The following is a 17,976-nucleotide window of genomic DNA, read 5'->3' as shown; positions in this document are numbered from 1 at the left end:
GGCTCTGTTCTCTCGGGTCTCAGAGGTGTTCGGGCGCGCTGACGCCGAGCAGGGTCAGGCCGCCGGCCAGCACCGTCCCGGCGGCTTCGGCGATGGCCAGCCGGGAGCGGTGGGCGGCCGAGGGTTTCTCCTCCCCGGCGGGCAGCGGGGGTGCGGCGTCGTGGAAGTCGAAGAAGGCGCCGGCGAGCGCTTCGAGGTGCCGGGCGAGCCGGTCCGGGGCGTGCTGCCGGGCGGCGGCGGCGAGTACGGCGGGGTGCGCGTCGAGCAGTGTGAGCAGCGGGGCGGCGCCGGTGGTGTCGATGTCCTCGCCGGGCGCGGCGGCGGTGAGGCCGAGCCGGTCGGCGCCGCGGCGCTGGGCGCGGGCGCGGGCGTGTGCGTAGCGGACGCGGAAGAGGGGGTTGGCCGCGGTCTGGACGATCAGCTCGGGTCCGAGGGGCGCGTGGTCGTGGCCGGCGGGCCGCAGCAGCCCCCAGCGGGTGGCGTCGGGGCCGAGCCGGCGGAGCAGTTCGGCGGCGGTGTGCCCGGCGGGGACGGGCCGTACCGGCGTGGCCGCCGCCTCCGCCGCCGCTTCCGCCTCCGGCTGCCCGTACCCCTCGGGGCTCACTCCGAGCCGTTGCCAGTCGGGGTCCGGCGCGCCGCCGTCGTGGCTGAGGTGGACGGGGGCGCCCTGGGTGCGCAGGAGGCGGCGGACGGCGTCCGCGGTGACGGCGGCCCGGACCTCGTGGGCGTGGTGGAGCCGGGCGGGGTGTCCGGCGAGGGCGTCGCTCCAGCCGTAGCGCTCGCCCTCGGCGCGGACGCGGTGCACCAGGTCGCGGTGGGCGGCGGCGCCGGCACCGGCGTCGAGCGTGAAGTTGAGGAAGCCGGGTCCGGTGATCTCGACGCCGGCGACGCCGGGGGCTGCGGTGAGCCGGTCGCGCAGGATCGCGGCGACCTCGCGGGCGCCGATTCCGGCGGGTCCGGCGAGCTGGAGCGCGACGGCGCTGGCGTACTCCCCGCGGCCGCCGGGGCGGGTCCGCTCCACCCGGACGCGCGCGGGCACGGGCACGCGGAGGGCGTCCTCGCGGACCGCGCGGCGCACGGCGCGCAGCACGGTCGTGGAGAGATCGACGGGGGTCACGGGACAAGCGTATGGGAGGGAGGGGGGCCCTTCGCGAACCGGTTTCGCCATGCGGTCAGCCGGCGGCGCTCTCCGCCCGCCCGCCGCCCTGCCCGCAGTCCAGTACGGGCGGCCGGCCGCGCTCCATGAGCCGGCGCACCAGCCGTACCAGCTCGCTGGGCTCGAAAGGTTTGGCCAGAAAGGCGTCCACCCCGGCGGCGACCCCGTGGTCCACCTCGTACGGCGTGCAGGAGCTGACGATCGCCAGCGGCAGATGCCCGGTGCGCGGGTCGGACCGCAGCCGGCCGGCGGTCTGGAGGCCGTCCAGCCGGGGCATGACGACATCGAGGGTGATCACATCGGGCCGGACCCGGTGCACCAGATCCAGACACTCGACACCATCGCCCGCGGTCACGACCTCGAAGCCCTCCAGCTCGAGGTTGACCCTGATCAACTGCCGGATGACCTTGTTGTCGTCGACAACAAGCACGCGGCCGCAAGCGCCTGACACCCTTCGAGAGTAGGCGGGCCGCAGGGGCTGCGTCCGGGTTTTGCCCACTTCCGTCCCCGGACGGAGGACGGCGAGGATGGCCGGATGTGTGTGCGAGGGGCGTACCGACCTCGCGCGATGACGCGGAATACCTGTTCACGGGCACCCCGCGGAAGCTGGTAGTGTTTCACCCGTCGCCGAGCAACACGGCGAAACGCCCCCGTAGCTCAGGGGATAGAGCATCGGCCTCCGGAGCCGGGTGCGCAGGTTCGAATCCTGCCGGGGGCACTTCGCAGGAAGTGCCATGAGGCGCTGATCGACGATTGTCGGTCAGCGCCTTTCTTCATGTCAGGACGCCATCGGGCCGGTCAGGCGCGCGGCCTCGTCGCGGAGGTCCTGGATCGCGCTCAGCGCCGCCTCGCGTTCGGCGTCGACGCGCGCACCCTGCTCCGTGAGGCCGGCGAGCGACTGTTCCACCCGGGCGATCCACTCGTTCACGTACCGGGTGCCGGCGTCGGTGAGGGCCTCCCGCCGGGCGCGCGCCTGCTCGGCGAAGCGATCCCTGATCGTCTGCCGCCGGTCGTTGACCGCCTTCCACTCGCCCTGCTCCCGCGCGACGCCCACCAGGTCCGTCAGCGGCTCCATGACCAGCAGCGCCCATCGCGCCTTGCCGGCCGCGCCCACCAGCTTCTTGGCCGCCTTGGTCCTGCCCCAGGGCTTGAACCCCTCCGCCCCGTTGGTGACCTTGCCGCCGACGTCGAGGATCTTCCGGGCCACTCCGTTCTTGCTGAGCTTGTCCACGACCGCGGCGGCGGTGCTGCCCGGTCCGTGGCCGCCGTCCTTGACCTTCTCCAGCCACTCCCCCGCCTTGGCGGCGCCCGCCTTCATGCCGTTCTTGGCCGCTTCCTTGGCGCTCCGGCTCAGCGGAGAGTCTTCCTCCGGCGCCGGGGCGGGCGCCGTCCCGGAGGTTTCGAGGTCGTTCGCCCAGGCGTCGGGCTCCGGCACCCGGGTTCCGTACTCGGCGGCCAGCGTGTCGAAGGCCGTCCGCATCGCGGAGAAGAACTTCGCGTCGAAGTCCGCCGCCATGTCCTCCTCCTCGTCCTCCACGGCACGGGCGACGCGGTCGGGGACGGTGCCGTTCTTGTCCGAGACCGCGGCGGCGACCCGCTCTCCGGCCGCGGTGGTCCGGTCGGCGACGACGCCGCTCTCCCTGTCCAGGGCGCTCAGCACGAGCTCCCTGGCGCCGGTGACCGCTTCCTGTGCCTTCCGCGTGGTCCGCGCGGCCCGGAGGTCGTCGCCGTCCAGCTCCCACCGCCGCTCGGCCTCCGTCAGTACCCGGAGGAGCTCGAACGCCTGGGCCCGGGGACGGACACCGTCGACGCCGGGCGCGACGAGGCGCCTCAGTTCGGCGGTGAGCGCGTCGATGCCGCTCTCGGCGACGAGTGCCGCGCGGTCGGCGGCCGGCAGGGACGGGTCGTTGACGGCGTCGACGTAGTCGCGCGCGTCGGTCGGAACGATCGGGACGCGGCCGGCGAAGGGCCCGAGCCGGGCCCGTATCTCCTCGATGACGACCTCGCGGTCGCTGTTCTCCGCGCTCATCTTGTTGACGACGACGACGCTCCGGTCGGCGAACCCGGCCCGGCCGAGCGCCTCCAGGATCGCCCCGGTCTCCGCCTCACCGGGCAGTTCGCTCGTCGTCACGATCATGAGGGCGTCTGCGCGGTGCACACCGCGCCGGGCCGCCTCGGAGTGCTCGTCGTCGCCCGACAGGGTTCCGGGCAGATCGACGAGGGTCGCTCCGTCCCACTCGTACGGTGTCGCCTCCTGCGTCTTGGGGGCCGCGTCGACGAGGGCGCCGACCCGGGCGGCGGGGAGCCGGAGGAGGGCCGCGACGAGCGTGGACTTGCCCGCGCTGTACGGGCCCGTCAGGGCGATGCGCAGCGGGCTCCCGTCGGCGCGGGGCAGCTCCGCGGTCAGCGGGCGGGTGCGCGGGTGGGCGGCCAGGAGCTTCTCGGCGCGGGCGCTCAGCGCGAGCACCCGTGCCCCGGAGCGGTCCTCGCCGCCGGAAGCGCCGGCCGGTGCCGTGTCAGTGGTCATGCGGTCCCCCGCCCCTCTCGTTCCGGTCGTCATGCGGCATCCCGTCCTTCTCGTCCATGGGGTCCGGGCGGATCTCGATCCGCTCGGTGAGTACGTCCACGCAGTGGTCGCGCAGGCGCGCCCGTACGTCGGCGGTGCGGGACGGGTCCGTCCGGACCAGGAGTTCGGCCCCGGGCGTCCGGCGTGCCCGGCGGACGGCCTCCGGGGCGCCGCCCGCGAGCTGGAGGAGCCTGCGGGCCAGGACGAGATCGATCGCGTCGAGGGCGGACCGCAGGGCCGGTCGCAGCCGGTCGAGCCGGCCGTACCTCTCCCGCGCGGCGGCGATGTCGGCGGACCGGGTGTCGAACCGGGCCCCGGTCAGCTCCGTCACCTCCGCCTCGAACCGGTCCGTCCAGGCCGTCAGCGTGTCGAACAGCTTGTCGAGGCCGGCCGCGGCCGCCGCGGTGCCGGCTTCCGTCCACTGCTCCTGCGCCCGTCGCAGCTGGAGTATCTCGCCGCTCAGCGCCTTCGCCGCTCCGGCCAGGGCCCCCGCCGAGTGCACCGCCGCCTTCGCGGGAGGGGGGAGGGCCTTGGTGAGCCCCTTGGTGGTGGCGGCTCCCAGGAGGGCCTTCGCCGCCCCCTTGGCCGCCGCCGTGCCGAGCGTCACGCTCTGGGTTTTGAGGCCGGGATACGGCTGTACCCGCGGTCGCGCGGCGTCGGCGTGGTCCGGGACGTCCACCGTCGTGCGCAGGAGGATGCCCCGGTCCAGCGCCGCCCGCTCGCACGCGTCGGCGAGGCCGGAGAGGAGTTCCTCCGCTTCCAGGCCGGTGAGGAAGTCGCGCCAGGTGCGCGCGGCGTCCTCGCCGCCCAGGCTCCCGACCACGTCCGGCAGCCGTTCCGCCGCCCGGTGCCGCACGGCGTCGAGCCGGTCGCGGGTGTCCCGGCCCGCCGTGCGGACGGCCGTGAGCACGGCGGCCCGGTCGTCGTCCGCCGAGCGTTCGAGCGCGTCGAGTGCGAGACCGATGCCCCGGAGTTCACGGGCGAGCCGGTCGTGAAGGGCGGCGACCGGGGCCCGGACCGCGTCCGCCAGCCGGACGGCGCGCAGCGGGAGCGCCCGCTCGGCCAGCAGCCGGGTGAGGGACTCCTCCAGCTCGGGCAGCCGGCTCGCCCGGAGGGCCAGGGCACCCAGCTCGCGGTCCGGGACGGACAGCGCCTCGTGGGCGGCGCCGGAGTGGACGGGGAGGATGGCGGGCGGGGTGAATCCGGCGGCGCGGCAGACCTGCTCGATCCGCGCGGTGTGCCCGGCGACCTGCTGGAACTCCCTGTCCGGGTCCTTGGCGAAGCGCTCCAGGCGGTGCCGTTCGACGACCCGGCTCTTCACGTTGACCACGACGAGCAGGGGTTTGCCCATGCGGAGCAGCCGCAGGAGTTCGGCGGACTCCTCGTCGTACAGGGTGTCGGCGTAGTTCCAGATGACCGCGTCGGCGTCGTCGCAGGCGGCGCGGGCGCGCATGGCGTCGTGGTCGTCGTCCTTGGCCGCGACGCCCGGCGTGTCGAGGTACGTGACGGAGCCGACCCGGAACGCGGCGGTCTCCCGCGTGGTGCGGTGTGCTCCCCGCCCTATGCCGTCCTGGTCCGGGTCGCGGGTCAGGACCTTGCGGAGCGTGGTCTTGCCGGACTTGGTCCGCCCGGCGACGGCGACCCGCAGCCTGCCCCCGGCGGCGGGCATGACCCGTACGGCGTCGTTCAGTTCGCGTTCGAGTGCTCCGAGGCGGCGCATCACCGCCACGAGCCGCCCGTCTTCGACGGCGTGCGGGGAGCACGGCACGGGCGGCGCGGCGCTCCCGGCCCCGGCCCGCAGGGCGGCCTGGACGTCGCGGTAGGCCGGCCGGCTCGGGTCCACCGTGCCCGACAAGGAGGCGAGCCGGTCGACCAGCGGGGCGAGGGCCGCCCGGAGGGCCGGGTCGGCCGGCCACAGGTCCATGGCCGCGGCGACGCGGTCGAAGGACGCGATGTTCTTCGTGTACCAGGACTCGAAGGCGCGCAGTTCGTCGATGCCGGTCCGGGAGGCGGCGGCCGACAAGCCCTCGGTGATCCGGGCGGCCGAGCCGAGGGCGGGGGCCGTATCGGCCGCTCCGTCCGCCGGGGCCGCGGGTTCGCGTCCGAGCACCGCGCGCACGTCGGGGTCCGCGAGCATGTCCAGGGCGCTCGCGGAGACGGCGCCGGTGTCCCGGACCTCGGTGACCCAGGACAGGGCCTCGTACCGCTCCGTGTCGAATCCGGTGCGTATGTCCGGCGCGAGCCACCGCCACCACCGCGGCCGTTGCGTCAGGAACGTCTCGTACGCCTCCCGCGCGGCGGCCAGGTCGCGCACCTTCTCCAGGAGGGGCACCAGTTCCCGGTTGCGCAGGTCCCGGAGTTCGGCGGAGCAGTGCTCCAGCACCGACTCGCGCGCCCGCGCCGCCCGCCGGCCGGTCCGGGGCAGGCTCAGGTCGGCCGTCGCGGACTCGACGTCGATGTCGCGGATCGAGGGCCAGACGCCCTGCGGCCATTCCGCTTCCGCGCGACGGCACGGCTCCAGCGCTCCGGGCAGCTCCCGTTCCGCAGCCGCCTGCGCGGCGGCGTCCGTCCGGAGCGCCTCCACCGGCACGCCCTCCAGGGCCGGCAGGCGGCTCCGCAGTCCGTCGAGCCGTCCCAGCTCCGCGAGATGCCGGTCCGCGTCCGGGACCGGGGTCCGTCCCCGGCTCGTCGTCAGGCGGATCAGTTCGTGTACCCCGGCGCAGGCCGCCACCGCGGCGGACACCGGCGGGAGGGTGCTCCCGGAGGCCGGCCGGTCCGGGCATCCGTGGGTCCGGGCGGCCGCGGCCACGTCCTCGGCGAAGCGCTGGAGCGCCGCCGGGCCGGCCACGGCGTCCACGCCCAGCGGTTCGAGCAGGAGGGCCAGCGTTCCGGCCCGGAGACCCGTTCTGTCGTGCGCTGTTCTGCCGTTCACCGGTCCGTCGTCCCCTTCCGCGTTTCCCCGCGCTCGCGGCCTGCTGCGAGAGTACCGCCGGGCCGCCGGTGTGCGCGGGGTCAGCCGACCGGCAGCCCCGGTGCCGGGTAGTGGTCCATCAGGTCCTTCACCTCGGCCCGCACCGCGGTGATCGCGGGCTCGTCGCCCGCACGGGCCGCCGTGATCACGCGGTCGATCCAGTCCGCGACGGTGGCCATCGCCGAGGCGGGAATACCGCGCGAGGTCAGGGCGGGGGTGCCGATGCGGATGCCGGAGGGGTCGAAGGGCTTGCGGGGGTCGTAGGGGACGGTGTTGTAGTTGACGACGATGCCGGCGCGGTCGAGGGCCTTGGCGGCGGTCTTGCCGGGGATGTCCTTGCCGGTGAGGTCCACCAGGAGCAGGTGGTTGTCGGTGCCGCCGGAGACCAGGTCGAAGCCGCGGGCGGCCAGTTCCTCGCCGAGGGTGCGGGCGTTGGCGACGACCGTGTGGGCGTAGGAGCAGAAGGCGGGCGTGGCGGCCTCGTTCAGGGCGACGCCGATCGCGGCCGTGGTCTGGTTGTGCGGGCCGCCCTGGAGGCCGGGAAAGACGGCGCGGTCCAGGGCGCGGGCGTGCTCGGCGCGGCTGAGGAGCATCGCGCCGCGCGGGCCGCGCAGGGTCTTGTGCGTCGTGGTGGAGACGACGTCCACGTGCGGGGCGGGCGAGGGGTGGGCGCCGCCCGCGATCAGGCCGGCGATGTGGGCGATGTCGGCGACCAGGACGGCGCCCACCTCGCGGGCGATCTCCGCGAAGCCGGCGAAGTCGATCTCGCGGGGCACGGCGGTGCCGCCGCAGAAGATGAGCTTCGGCCGCTCGGCGAGGGCCAGGTCGCGGACCTCGTCCAGGTCGACGCGGCCGGTGTCGCGGCGCACGCCGTACTGGACGCCGTTGAACCAGGTGCCGGTGGCGGAGACGCCCCAGCCGTGCGTGAGGTGGCCGCCCATCGGCAGGGACATGCCGAGCACGGTGTCGCCGGGCTTGAGGAAGGCCAGGTAGACGGCGAGGTTGGCGGGTGAGCCGGAGTACGGCTGGACGTTGGCGTGCTCCATGCCGAAGAGGGCGCGGGCGCGCTCGGCGGTCAGCCTCTCGATCCGGTCGATGACCTGCTGGCCCTCGTAGTAGCGCTTGCCGGGGTAGCCCTCGGAGTACTTGTTCTGGAGCACCGTGCCGGAGGCTTCGAGGACGGCGGCGGAGACGTAGTTCTCGCTGGGGATCAGGCGCAGGGTGTCGGACTGGAGCCGTTCCTCGGCGGCCACCTGGGCGGCGAGTTCCGGATCGGCGGCCAGCAGGGCGGGGTGGCGGGGCTGTGCGGGTACGGACGCGGTCACGGGTTCCTCACGGGTCGGCCGCATGGCTGCGGCGTGGACCCGGATGCCCAGGCGGACGGCTCTCCGGCATGACGCCCCCGGACGCGCCGGGGTGTGCCGCTCCCTCGTGGTCGATTCCACTGAGCACCCCGCGAGGAGTGCGCGCCAGTCGCGACGTCTCGCACCCTACCGGGCGTCCGCACGGGGCACGCAACGGTCGTACGCGGTCAGGCGGAGGCGCGTTTGCGGGGGGTGCTGCTCTTGGAGCCCGTCTGTTTCCCGGTGGTCGTCTTCCGGGCCGCCGGTTTCTTCGCCGTGCTCTTCTTGGCCGTGCCATTCTTCGCCGTGCTCTTCTTCGCCGCCGTCTTCTTCGAGCCCGAGGCGGATTTCTTCGTTCCGGAGGACTTCGGGGCGGCGGCCCGCTTCTCGGCGGTGCCCGTGTCGGGTGCGGGCTTCTTGCGGTCGGTGAGGGAGGTGACCTCGGCGACGGACCCCTCGTCCTCGTCCTCGCCGCGTGCCTCCTTCGCGGCGCGCACGCTGCTCTCCAGGGCCGCGATCAGGTCGATGACCTTGCCGCCGCCCTTGGCGCCCTTGTCGGCCGGTTCCGGGGTCCCGCCGGACGCCTTGGTGGCGATCAGCTCCTCGACGGCCTCGCGGTAGTCGTCGTGCAGCGAGTCCATGTCGACCTCGCCGAGGGTGTCCATCAGGGCGTCCGCAAGGTCCAGCTCCGCGTCGCGGACGGTGACGTCGGACTCCGGGGCGACGCCCTCGGGCGCCCGGATCTCGTCCGGCCAGAGCAGTCCGTGCATGGCGATCACGTCGTCCACCACGCGCAGCATGCCCAGCCGCTCGCGCCCGCGCAGGGCGTACTTGGCGAGGGCCACCTTGCGGCTCCGCTTCAGGGCCTCGCGCAGCAGGGTGTACGGCTTGGCCGCCGGTACGCCGTTGGCGGAGAGGTAGTAGGCCGCGTCCATCTGGAGCGGGTCGATCGCGTCGGCCGGGACGAAGGCGACGATCTCGATGGTCTTGGCGGTGGGCAGCGGCAGCCGGCTCAGATCCTCGTCGGTGATCGGGATCATCGTGCCGTCGGCGTCCTCGTACGCCTTGCCGATCTCGGCGGACGTCACCTCCTCCCCGTCCAGCTCGCACACCTTGCGGTAGCGGATGCGGCCGCCGTCCTCGGTGTGGATCTGCCGGAACGAGATCGAGTGGTTCTCGGTGGCGTTGACCAGCTTGATCGGGATGCTGACCAGCCCGAAGGAGATGGCGCCGTTCCAGATGGATCTCACCGGTTCACCCCTTGGGTCGGAAGGTGCGGGTAGTCGCGGGTAGCGGAGAGGCGAAGAAAATCCCTTTTGCGTGTGATTCTTATCGTATGACGCCGATCACGGAGGTGGAGGGGCGACGCCTGTCCCTGAGCAACCTGGACAAGGTGCTGTATCCGGCCACCGGCACCACGAAGGGCGAGGTGCTGCACTACTACGCGACCACGGCGTCCGAGGTGCTGCTCGCCCAGCTGCGGGACCGCCCGGTGTCGTTCCTGCGTTATCCGGACGGCCCGCAGGGACAGCGGTTCTTCACCAAGAACCCGCCGCCCGGTACGCCGTCCTGGGTACACCGGACCCCGGTGCCGCACCGCGCGAGCGAGCCGTCCGAGCAGGTGGTCGTCCAGGATCTGGCCTCGCTGATGTGGGCCGCCAACCTGGTGGTGGAGTTCCACACCCCGCAGTGGCGGGCCGCGACCCCCGCCGTGGCCGACCGGCTGGTGTTCGACCTCGACCCCGGAGCGCCCGCGACGGTCGTGGAGTGCTGCCGGGTCGCGCTCTGGCTGCGGGAGCGGCTGGCGGAGGACGGCCTGACGGCGTACGGGAAGACCTCCGGCTCCAAGGGCCTGCATCTGCTGGTCCCGATCACCCCCACGGACTCGGCGGCGGTGTCGGCGTACGCGAAGGGCCTCGCCGTCCGCGCGGAACGGGAGCTGGGGGATCTGGTGGTGCACCGGATGCGGCGGGCGCTGCGGCCGGGCAAGGTGTTCGTGGACTTCAGCCAGAACGCCGCGGCCAAGACGACCGCCACGCCCTACACGCTGCGCGCCCGGCCCGAGCCGTCCGTGTCGGCGCCGGTGACCTGGGCGGAGATCGAGGGCTGCCGCTCCCCCGGTGATCTGGTCTTCCTCGCGGGCGACCTGGCCGGCCGGCTGGACCGGTACGGCGATCTGCTGGCGCCGCTGTCCGATCCCGCCCGGTCCTGCCCGATCCCGGCACCGTAGCGGCGTTCCCCGCGCCCCGGACAGCGCGCCCAGGTTGGCCGGTTCACACCGCAGCCATACCGCACCCGCGGGAGTCTTGTCATGCCGCAGGGCAAATGCTTGCGGGGAGTGGTCGGATTGTCCGGCCCGTGGTGCACACTCTGCGCAGACACTGCTTGCGTGACGTCGGCGGGGAGGCGATGGCGTGTTCGCGGGGATCGACGAGGTCGACTGGGCCTCGATGGAGCATGCCTACGGGCCGGCGGACGATGTGCCCGCCCTGCTGCGGGGGCTGGCGTCCCCCGATCCGGCGGAACGCGAACGCGCCCTGGACGGGATGTACGGGGCGGTGCACCACCAGGGCGACGTCTATCCGTGCACGCTCGCCTGCATCCCCTTCCTGCTGGAGCTGGTCACCGACCCCGCCGTCCCGGACCGGGGCGACATAGTCGAGCTGCTGACCAGCATCGGCGGCATCGACCTCGGCGAGGACGACGAGGCGGAGCTCGGCGAGGACGAGGCGGAGGGCGCGGCCAACTACGCGATGGCGGCGGCGGCCGTCTCGGCGGGCGCCGGCGTCTTCTTCGGACTGCTGGCCGACGACGATCCGGGCGTACGGCAGAGCGCCCCGCTCGCCCTGGCCGCCCTGCACGACGACCCCGCCAGGGTGCTGGCCCTGCTGCGGGCCCGGCAGGCGGCGGAGCGGGACGAGGAGGTACGGCTGGCGCTGGTCGAGGCGGCCGGACGGCTGGCGCTGCGCCACCGCCCGCTGGCCGGGGCGGTCGGTGACTGGCTGGGCCGGCTGGTCGCCGAGGCCAACCCGCCGGGGCTGCGGCTCGCCGCCCTGGCCCAGCTGGCCCGCTGCGCACCGCGCGCGCTGCCCGGCGATGTGGTGCCCGTGGTCACCGGGCTGCTGGACGAGCTGCGCGCCTCCCCCGGTCCGGGCGGGCCCAGGACGCGCGGCGCGGAGCCGGCCGGGTCCGCCGCCGAGGCCGCCCCGGTGACGCTGCTGGGGCAGATCCGGGCGCTGTCCACCGAGGAGAGCGCCGGACGGACGGCGCCCTGGACCGCCGATCTGCTGCGCACCCTGCACGCCGGGCTGGACGACCGGGTCGCGGACCGGACGGTGCTCCTCGCCGACCAGCTGCGCAGCCCCGACCCCTGGCAGCGCGTCGACGCGGTGCGCATGGCCAACGGGCTGATCGGCGGCTGGCGGGGCTCGTACACGGAGCTGGTCCGGCTGGTGGGCGAGCAGCTCGCCGCACCGGAGCCGAAGCTGGCCGAGGCCGCCGCGCATGTGCTGGAGGGGCTGTTCGGGCTGGCCGCCCCGGCGGCGGAGGCGCTGGCGGAACAGGTCGCGGCGGACCCGGCCGGCTGGGTCAGGCGGTGGCCGGACGGGCGCACCCAGCTGGGCGGCGCGGCGCGGGCCCTGGCCCGGCTGGGCGATGCCCGCGCCCTGCCGGTCCTGGCGGCGGCCCTGGACGAGCCGCTGGTGCCGTACGACGTGGGGCCGGGCATCGCGCGGCTGGGCGAGGTGGCCCGGCCGCTGGCCGGGGTGCTGCGGCGCCGGCTGGCCGGTGCGGCGCTGGACGAGCGGGCGTACGACCGGGTCGGCCCGCTGCTGAGCGGGCTCACGGCGCTGCGGGCGGGCGAGGCCGCGCCGGAGGTGCTGCGGGTGCTGCGCGAGGCGCCGGAGGTCCGGGGCGAGTGGCTGCGTACGGCGGCGCTGCGGGCCCTCGCCGCGTTCGGGCCCGCGGCCGGCTGCGCGGTTCCCGAGCTGCGGCGGCTGGTGCGGGGCGACGGCTCGCAGGAGGCGGTCGAGGCGGCCGGGGCGCTGTGGGCGGTGGAGGGGGACGCCGAGGCGGTGCTGCCCGCGCTGCTGGGCGGGCTGAGGGCGGACAACGTGTACGCGCGGCGTGCGGCGGCGGACGCGCTGGGCGGTCTGGGCGAGCGGGCGGCGACGGCCGTGCCCCGGCTGCGGGGGCTGCTGCGCCACCGGGAGCTGTGGCTGCGGGTGGACGCGGCGATCGCGCTGTGGGAGGTTTCCGGGCGGGCCGCCGAGTCCCTTCCGGTGCTGCTGGCGGCCTGGGAGGAGAACCGGCACGTCCGGGTCCGGGTGGCGGAGTGCCTGGCGCGGATGAGACCCGCCGGTGCGGAGCCGGACGCGGCGCGGGTGCTGCGGGCCGAACTCGCCTCCGTACGCCGTCACAACGCCACCGACGGGGTGCACGGCAGCCATGACACGTACACGGACGAGAAGCTGCTGGCGCTGTGCCGCCGGGCGCTCGCGGGGAAGACGGGGAAGGAACCCACATGATCATTTTCGGTACGCGGGGTTATCTGTACCAGCTGGCGATCCTGACGCTGGTGTGCGGCTGGTGCGGGAATCCGGCGGCGCACACGCTGCGCAAGCGGATCACGAAGTTCACGCTGTTCTTCGTGCCGCTGTTCCCGATCTCGACGAAGTTCGCCACGCAGTGCACGTTCTGCGGCGGCGAGCAGCGGATACCCGCGGAGCAGGCCGATCAGCTGCTGTCCCAGCACATGGCGTCGCAGGACGGCAACCCGTTCGGCGGGACGCCGCAGCCGGGGTACGCACCGGGCGCGCCGGGCCAGGGGCAGAACCCGTACCAGCAGTGACGGCCGGGTCAGCGCGAAGCGCATACCGGCACTGAATACACATAAGGGACTTTCTTCCGAATAAGGTCGGCGGGACGGGTTCGCCCATCCCACGGGTTCACCCGTCCCTCGGGTTCGGGATCGGAGGAAGTCATGCGCGCGCGGCCGACCGCCCTGGTGACCGTCGCCGGTGCCCTGCTGCTGGCCGGCTGCGGCACGGGCGGGGAGCTGCGGAGCGCGGGGCGGGCCCCGGCCGCCGTGGGGCCGGTGCGCCTGTGGCCGACGCTGCCGCCGGCCTCCGCCGCCCCCTACGACTACGGCGAGGGCGAGACCGCGCGGGTTCCCGGCATCCGGGTGCCGGGCGGCGATGTGCGCCGGCTGGACCCGGTGGCGGTGGTGCGGGCGGGCCTCACGGCACCGCCGGACCGGACCGGCGCCTCCGACGACCTGCCGGCGCGGACGGTGGCGGCGGTCCGCGCCTGTGCGAGCACGCCGCGCTCCTGCCCGGTGCTGCCGCCCTACTTCCGCGACCTGACCGGGGACGGCCGGGACGAGATGGTCCTCGCCGTCCGCATGCCGGGCCGCCAGCTCTCGGTGCGCGTGTACATGCCGGAGTCCGGCGGGCTGACCCGGATCATGTCCACCTCGGACGCGGTGATCAGCGTGCAGCTGGCCGGGCGGGACCTGATCATGCGGGCGCCGTCCGGGATCACGGGCTACGAGTACCGCACGGCGTGGTCCTGGGACGACCGGCAGCGGGCGATGCTGCCGACGCAGGACGAGATCCTGCGCACCGGTGAGGCCCGGCCCCGCCCGCCGGTCCCGCGCCCCTCGGCCTCGCGCCCGCCCCGGCCCACCGCCTCGGTCTCCGGGGAGCGCAGGTGAGCCACCGGGCGGCCGGGCGGGGTGGGCGGCGGCCCCGGCTGCCCGCCTGGACGGCGACGCTGACCTGGAAGGCCGCCGTGTTCATCACGGTGATGTGCTGTGCGCTCGCCGCGCTCCTGGGCGTCCTGGTGCACACGGCCGTGACCCGCCAGACGGTGGGCCACGCCCGCGAGAAGTCGCTGACCCGGCTGACGGAGGTGTCCCGCGCCTACGAGGCCGGTGAGGCACTGCCACCGCGCTCCGGCGTCGACCCGCCGGAGCTGCCCCGTCCGCTGCGGGCGCTGGCGGCGGGCGGCCGGCGGGGCACGATGGTCGGCCGGCTCCGGGGACGGCCGGTGATGTGGGCGGCGGCCCCGGCGGACGGCGGGCGGGCGCTGGCGGCCTGGTCCGACTACAGCCAGAGCGCCCGGACGATCAACGGCCTGGACGGGGCGATCATCGGCTCCTCGCTGCTGGCGATCGCCGCCACGCTGCTGGTCGGGGCGTTCGCCGTCACCCGGGTCACCCGGCGGCTGCACCAGACCGCGCTGGTGGCCCGGCGGATCGGGGCGGGCGACCTGGACGCCCGCGTCGACGACCCGCGCACGGCGGACCCGGCGCGCCGGCAGGACGAGGTCGCCGTCGTCGCCGGGGCGCTCGACACCATGGCGTCGGCGCTCCAGCGCAAGCTCCAGGCCGAGCAGCGGTTCACGGCCGATGTGGCGCACGAGCTGCGCACCCCGCTGACCGGCCTGTCGGCCGCCGCCGAGCTGCTGCCGCCGGGCCGGCCGTCCGAACTGGTGCAGGACCGGGCCCGCGCCCTGCGGGACCTGACGGAGGATCTGCTGGAGATCTCCCGCCTGGACGCCCGCACCGAGCAGGTCGATCTGGACGTCCACGAGCTGGCCCCGCTCGCCGCACGGGTGGCGCGCGGCACCGGCACCCTGGTCGAGGTGACCGGGGAGCCGGTGCGCGTCGAGACGGACAAGCGGCGCCTGGAACGCGTCCTGGGCAATCTGATCTCCAACGCGCACCGGCACGGCAGGCCGCCCGTGGTGCTGACGGTGGACGGGCCGGTGGTGACCGTACGGGACCACGGCGACGGCTTCCCGGAGTACCTGACGACGGGCGGCCCGCAGCGCTTCCGTACCGAGGGCGGTGCCCGGGGGCACGGCCTGGGGCTGACCATCGCGGCCGGCCAGGCCGCGGTGATGGGCGCCGAACTGTCCTTCGCCGACGCGCCGGACGGCGGGGCGGTGGCCCGGCTGGCGCTGCCTCCCTATCCGGGCCCGGACACCCCGGAGCCGCCGTGAGCCCCGCACCCGGCGGCTCCGCGTCCTGACATGACCGACATAACCCCCACCTCTTGCTACGTTGCGGGGCATGACCGCATCGACGGCGGACGCGCGCCCGCCCGAACCGCGCCTGCCCAGGCGGCGCGGCGTGGAACTCTCGCTCCTCATCGGGGCCGTCCTGATCTCCGTCTACGGCTACGCCGCGGTCGGTCTCGCCCACGACGACGCGGTCCCGCCCGATGTCGCGGGGTACGCGGGCGGTCTGGGGCTGCTCGCGCTGCTGGCCCATCTCGCGGTGCGGCTGCGCGCCCCGTACGCCGATCCGCTGCTGCTGCCGATCGCGGTGCTGCTCAACGGGCTGGGCCTGGTGCTGATCTACCGGCTGGACCTGGAGACGCCGGGCGACCGGGCGGCGACGACGCAGCTGATCTGGTCCACGATCGGCGTCGCGTTCTTCATCGCGGTGGTGGTGTTCCTGCGCGACCACCGGGTGCTCCAGCGCTACGCGTATCTCTCGGTCGCCGCCGCCCTCGTCCTGATGATCGTGCCCATCTTCTTCCCGGCGGTGAACGGGGCGAAGATCTGGATCAGGGTCGCCGGGTTCTCCTTCCAGCCGGGCGAGTTCGCCAAGATCCTGCTCGCGGTGTTCTTCGCCGCCTACCTCGCGGCCAACAGCAACGCCCTCGCGTACACCGGGCGCAGGATCTGGCGGCTCCAACTGCCCACCGGGCGGGTGCTCGGGCCGATCGTGGCCATCTGGCTGATCAGTGTCGGGGTGCTGGTCCTGGAACGCGATCTGGGCACCTCGCTGCTGTTCTTCGGCCTGTTCGTGATCCTGCTGTACGTGGCGACCGGCCGGACCGGCTGGATCGCGGTGGGGCTGCTGCTCGCGGCGGTCGGCGCGTTCGTGGTGGGCTCGTTCGAACCGCATGTGCACAGCCGGGTGCAGGACTGGCTCGATCCGTTCGCCTCGATCGACGCCGGGCGGGGGCCGGGCCAGCTCGCCCAGTCGCTGTTCGCGTTCGCGGCCGGCGGGATGCTCGGTACGGGGCTCGGCCTCGGGCACTCCGTCCTCATCGGGTTCGCCGCCAAGTCCGACTTCATCCTGGCGACGGCCGGCGAGGAGCTGGGGTACGTCGGCCTGACGGCGGTGTTCCTGCTGTACGCGCTGCTGGTGGCGCGCGGGTTCCGGGCCGGGCTCGCCCTGCGCGACGCGTTCGGACGGCTGCTGGCGATCGGGCTGGCGTCGATCCTGGCGCTCCAGGTGTTCGTGATCGCGGGCGGGGTGATGGGGCTGATCCCGCTGACCGGGATGGCGATGCCGTTCCTGGCGCAGGGCGGTTCGTCCGTGGTCACCAACTGGATCATCGTGGCCCTGCTGATCCGGGTGAGCGATCTGGCCCGCAGACCGGCGCCGCAGGAGGCGGACGCGGGGATCGTGGCGCCGGTCGCGGAGGGCGGGCGGTGATCCGCTACATCCGGCACGCCGCCGCGTTCTGCCTGCTGCTGCTCGTGGCCCTGCTGGTGAACGCGGCCCGTGTGCAGGTCTTCGAGGCCGACGAGCTGGACGCCAACCCGGCCAACCGGCGCAACACCATCGCCCGCTACGACCAGCCGCGCGGCAACATCCTGGTGGACGGACGGCCCGTCACCGGCTCGAAGGACACCGGCGAGCAGCTGGCGTACGAACGCACCTACCGTTACGGGCCCCTGTACGCGCCGGTGACCGGGTACGCCTCGCAGACGTACGGCACCACGCTCATCGAGAACGCCGAGGACCCGGTGCTCTCGGGCACCGATCCGCTGCTGGCCCCGCTCCCCCTGTGGGGCGAGGTCAGCCGGGACCGGCAGCCCGGCGGGGACGTCGTCACGACGGTCCGGGACGCGGTGCAGCGGGCCGCGTACGAGGGGCTCGGCAACCGGCGGGGCGCGGTCGCGGCCGTCGAACCGGCGACGGGGCGCGTGCTGGCCCTGGTCTCCACCCCGTCGTACGACCCCGGGCGGCTCTCCGGGACCGGCTCGTCCGTCACGGACGCCTGGCGGGAGCTGAACGGGGCGGAGAGCCGGCCCATGCTGAACCGGGCAATCCGGCAGACGTATCCGCCCGGCTCCACGTTCAAGATCGTGACGGCGGCGGCGGCGCTGGACGCGGAGGTCGTCACCGATCCGGACGCGGCGACCGACACGCCCTCCCCGTACGTGCTGCCGGGCACCTCGACCGTGCTGCCCAACGAGTCGCGGGGCTGCGAGAAGGCGTCGCTGGCCGATGCGATCCGGGTGTCCTGCAACACCGTCATGGCGCATCTGGGTGTGGAGGTCGGGCTCGACGGGATGGTGGCGGCGGCCGAGCGGTTCGGCTTCAACGACGCCGGGCTGCGCATCCCGTCCGGGGTGGCGGCGAGCAACTTCGACACGGACATGAGCGACGACCAGCTGGCCCAGTCCTCGATCGGGCAGTTCGACACCACGGCGACCCCGCTCCAGATGGCGCTGGTGGCGGCGGCCGTCGCCAACGGCGGGGAGCTGATGTATCCGCATCTGGTGGAGCGGACGACCCGGCACGACGGCGCCACCGTCCGCACCACCGGCTCGCGGGCGTACCACCGGGCGATGAACCCGCTGACGGCGACGCGGCTGCGGCAGATGATGGTGGACGTCGTCCGGGACGGTACGGGCACGAACGCGGCGATCGACGGGGCGACGGTCGGCGGCAAGACCGGCACCGCCCAGCACGGCGTGGACAACTCGGACCTGCCCTACGCCTGGTTCATCTCCTGGGCGCAGGCGGACGGCGCGGCCCGCCCGGCGGTCGCGGTCGCGGTGGTCGTGGAGGACGCCGAGGCCGACCGCGCCGACATCAGCGGCGGCGGCAGCGCGGCCCCGATCGCCCGTGCCGTGATGGAGGCGGCCCTGCGAGACTGAGACCGGCCGGCGAAACGGGGGGCGAGTGACG

13 protein-coding genes and 1 tRNA gene are annotated in these 17,976 nt (G+C 74.6%); 8 read left to right on the top strand and 6 right to left on the bottom strand.

Going from position 1 to position 17,976, the window contains the following annotated elements:
• Positions 1–19: 19 nt before the first annotated feature.
• Positions 20–1,117: an ArgS-related anticodon-binding protein NrtL gene (nrtL, locus tag OG710_RS21350; RefSeq protein ID WP_330240753.1), complete on the bottom strand. Its 1,098-nt coding sequence runs from the start codon at positions 1,115–1,117 to the stop codon at positions 20–22.
• 55 nt (positions 1,118–1,172) lie between these two features.
• Positions 1,173–1,607: a response regulator gene (locus OG710_RS21345; protein WP_330240752.1), complete on the bottom strand. Its 435-nt coding sequence runs from the start codon at positions 1,605–1,607 to the stop codon at positions 1,173–1,175.
• A 195-nt stretch (positions 1,608–1,802) separates the two neighbouring features.
• Here OG710_RS21345 and OG710_RS21340 point away from each other — a divergent pair.
• Positions 1,803–1,874: transfer RNA gene (locus tag OG710_RS21340), tRNA-Arg, on the top strand.
• 60 nt (positions 1,875–1,934) lie between these two features.
• On the opposite strand, the gene OG710_RS21335 is transcribed toward OG710_RS21340, so the two are convergent.
• The 4 genes from OG710_RS21335 to ku form a co-directional block, all read right to left on the bottom strand.
• Positions 1,935–3,683 carry a GTPase gene (locus OG710_RS21335; RefSeq protein ID WP_330240751.1) on the bottom strand — a complete coding sequence of 583 codons (1,749 nt, stop codon included), beginning with the start codon at positions 3,681–3,683 and terminating at the stop codon, positions 1,935–1,937.
• On the bottom strand, positions 3,673–6,654 hold the full coding sequence (locus OG710_RS21330; protein WP_330240750.1) for a GTPase: 2,982 nt from the start codon (positions 6,652–6,654) through the stop codon (positions 3,673–3,675). The genes OG710_RS21335 and OG710_RS21330 overlap by 11 nt, the downstream gene beginning before the upstream one ends.
• A gap of 80 nt (positions 6,655–6,734) precedes the next feature.
• Positions 6,735–8,042 (bottom strand): serine hydroxymethyltransferase, encoded by a 1,308-nt coding sequence (gene glyA / locus OG710_RS21325; RefSeq protein ID WP_443064283.1) that lies wholly within the window; start codon positions 8,040–8,042, stop codon positions 6,735–6,737.
• 182 nt (positions 8,043–8,224) lie between these two features.
• Positions 8,225–9,286 carry a non-homologous end joining protein Ku gene (gene ku, locus OG710_RS21320; RefSeq protein WP_330240748.1) on the bottom strand — a complete coding sequence of 354 codons (1,062 nt, stop codon included), beginning with the start codon at positions 9,284–9,286 and terminating at the stop codon, positions 8,225–8,227.
• An 86-nt stretch (positions 9,287–9,372) separates the two neighbouring features.
• Here ku and ligD point away from each other — a divergent pair, with 86 nt between their 5' ends.
• The 7 genes from ligD to OG710_RS21285 all read left to right on the top strand — a co-directional run bounded on the left by ligD (position 9,373) and on the right by OG710_RS21285 (position 17,945).
• Complete coding sequence (gene ligD / locus OG710_RS21315; RefSeq protein WP_330240747.1) at positions 9,373–10,266, top strand: non-homologous end-joining DNA ligase; 894 nt, start codon at positions 9,373–9,375, stop codon at positions 10,264–10,266.
• Positions 10,267–10,450: 184 nt separating this feature from the next.
• Positions 10,451–12,562 (top strand): PBS lyase, encoded by a 2,112-nt coding sequence (locus OG710_RS21310; RefSeq protein ID WP_330240746.1) that lies wholly within the window; start codon positions 10,451–10,453, stop codon positions 12,560–12,562.
• On the top strand, positions 12,559–12,885 hold the full coding sequence (locus OG710_RS21305; protein ID WP_330240745.1) for a zinc-ribbon domain-containing protein: 327 nt from the start codon (positions 12,559–12,561) through the stop codon (positions 12,883–12,885). Before OG710_RS21310 ends, OG710_RS21305 begins: the two co-directional genes overlap by 4 nt.
• 132 nt (positions 12,886–13,017) lie before the next feature.
• Positions 13,018–13,749 (top strand): hypothetical protein, encoded by a 732-nt coding sequence (locus OG710_RS21300; RefSeq protein WP_330240744.1) that lies wholly within the window; start codon positions 13,018–13,020, stop codon positions 13,747–13,749.
• Entirely contained in the window at positions 13,746–15,041 is a 1,296-nt protein-coding gene (locus tag OG710_RS21295) for a HAMP domain-containing sensor histidine kinase (RefSeq protein WP_330240743.1), read from the top strand. The genes OG710_RS21300 and OG710_RS21295 overlap by 4 nt, the downstream gene beginning before the upstream one ends.
• 70 nt (positions 15,042–15,111) lie before the next feature.
• Positions 15,112–16,491 (top strand): FtsW/RodA/SpoVE family cell cycle protein, encoded by a 1,380-nt coding sequence (locus tag OG710_RS21290; protein WP_330240742.1) that lies wholly within the window; start codon positions 15,112–15,114, stop codon positions 16,489–16,491.
• A complete protein-coding gene (locus OG710_RS21285; protein ID WP_330240741.1) occupies positions 16,488–17,945 on the top strand; it encodes a penicillin-binding transpeptidase domain-containing protein in 1,458 nt (485 codons plus the stop codon). Before OG710_RS21290 ends, OG710_RS21285 begins: the two co-directional genes overlap by 4 nt.
• The last annotated feature ends 31 nt before the right edge of the window (positions 17,946–17,976 follow it).

It is taken from the genome of Streptomyces sp. NBC_00525 (genome assembly GCF_036346595.1).
GTDB lineage: Bacteria > Actinomycetota > Actinomycetes > Streptomycetales > Streptomycetaceae > Streptomyces.
This window is presented reverse-complemented; position numbering and strand designations above follow the sequence as displayed.

Excerpts from the sequence above, each read along its gene's own strand:
- glyA (WP_443064283.1), bottom strand. The coding sequence starts at position 8,042 with ATGCGGCCGACCCGTGAGGAACCCGTGACCGCGTCCGTACCCGCACAG.
- OG710_RS21305 (WP_330240745.1), top strand. The coding sequence starts at position 12,559 with ATGATCATTTTCGGTACGCGGGGTTATCTGTACCAGCTGGCGATCCTG.
- OG710_RS21335 (WP_330240751.1), bottom strand. The coding sequence starts at position 3,683 with ATGACCACTGACACGGCACCGGCCGGCGCTTCCGGCGGCGAGGACCGC.
- OG710_RS21290 (WP_330240742.1), top strand. The coding sequence starts at position 15,112 with ATGACCGCATCGACGGCGGACGCGCGCCCGCCCGAACCGCGCCTGCCC.
- OG710_RS21300 (WP_330240744.1), top strand. The coding sequence starts at position 13,018 with ATGCGCGCGCGGCCGACCGCCCTGGTGACCGTCGCCGGTGCCCTGCTG.
- ligD (WP_330240747.1), top strand. The coding sequence starts at position 9,373 with ATGACGCCGATCACGGAGGTGGAGGGGCGACGCCTGTCCCTGAGCAAC.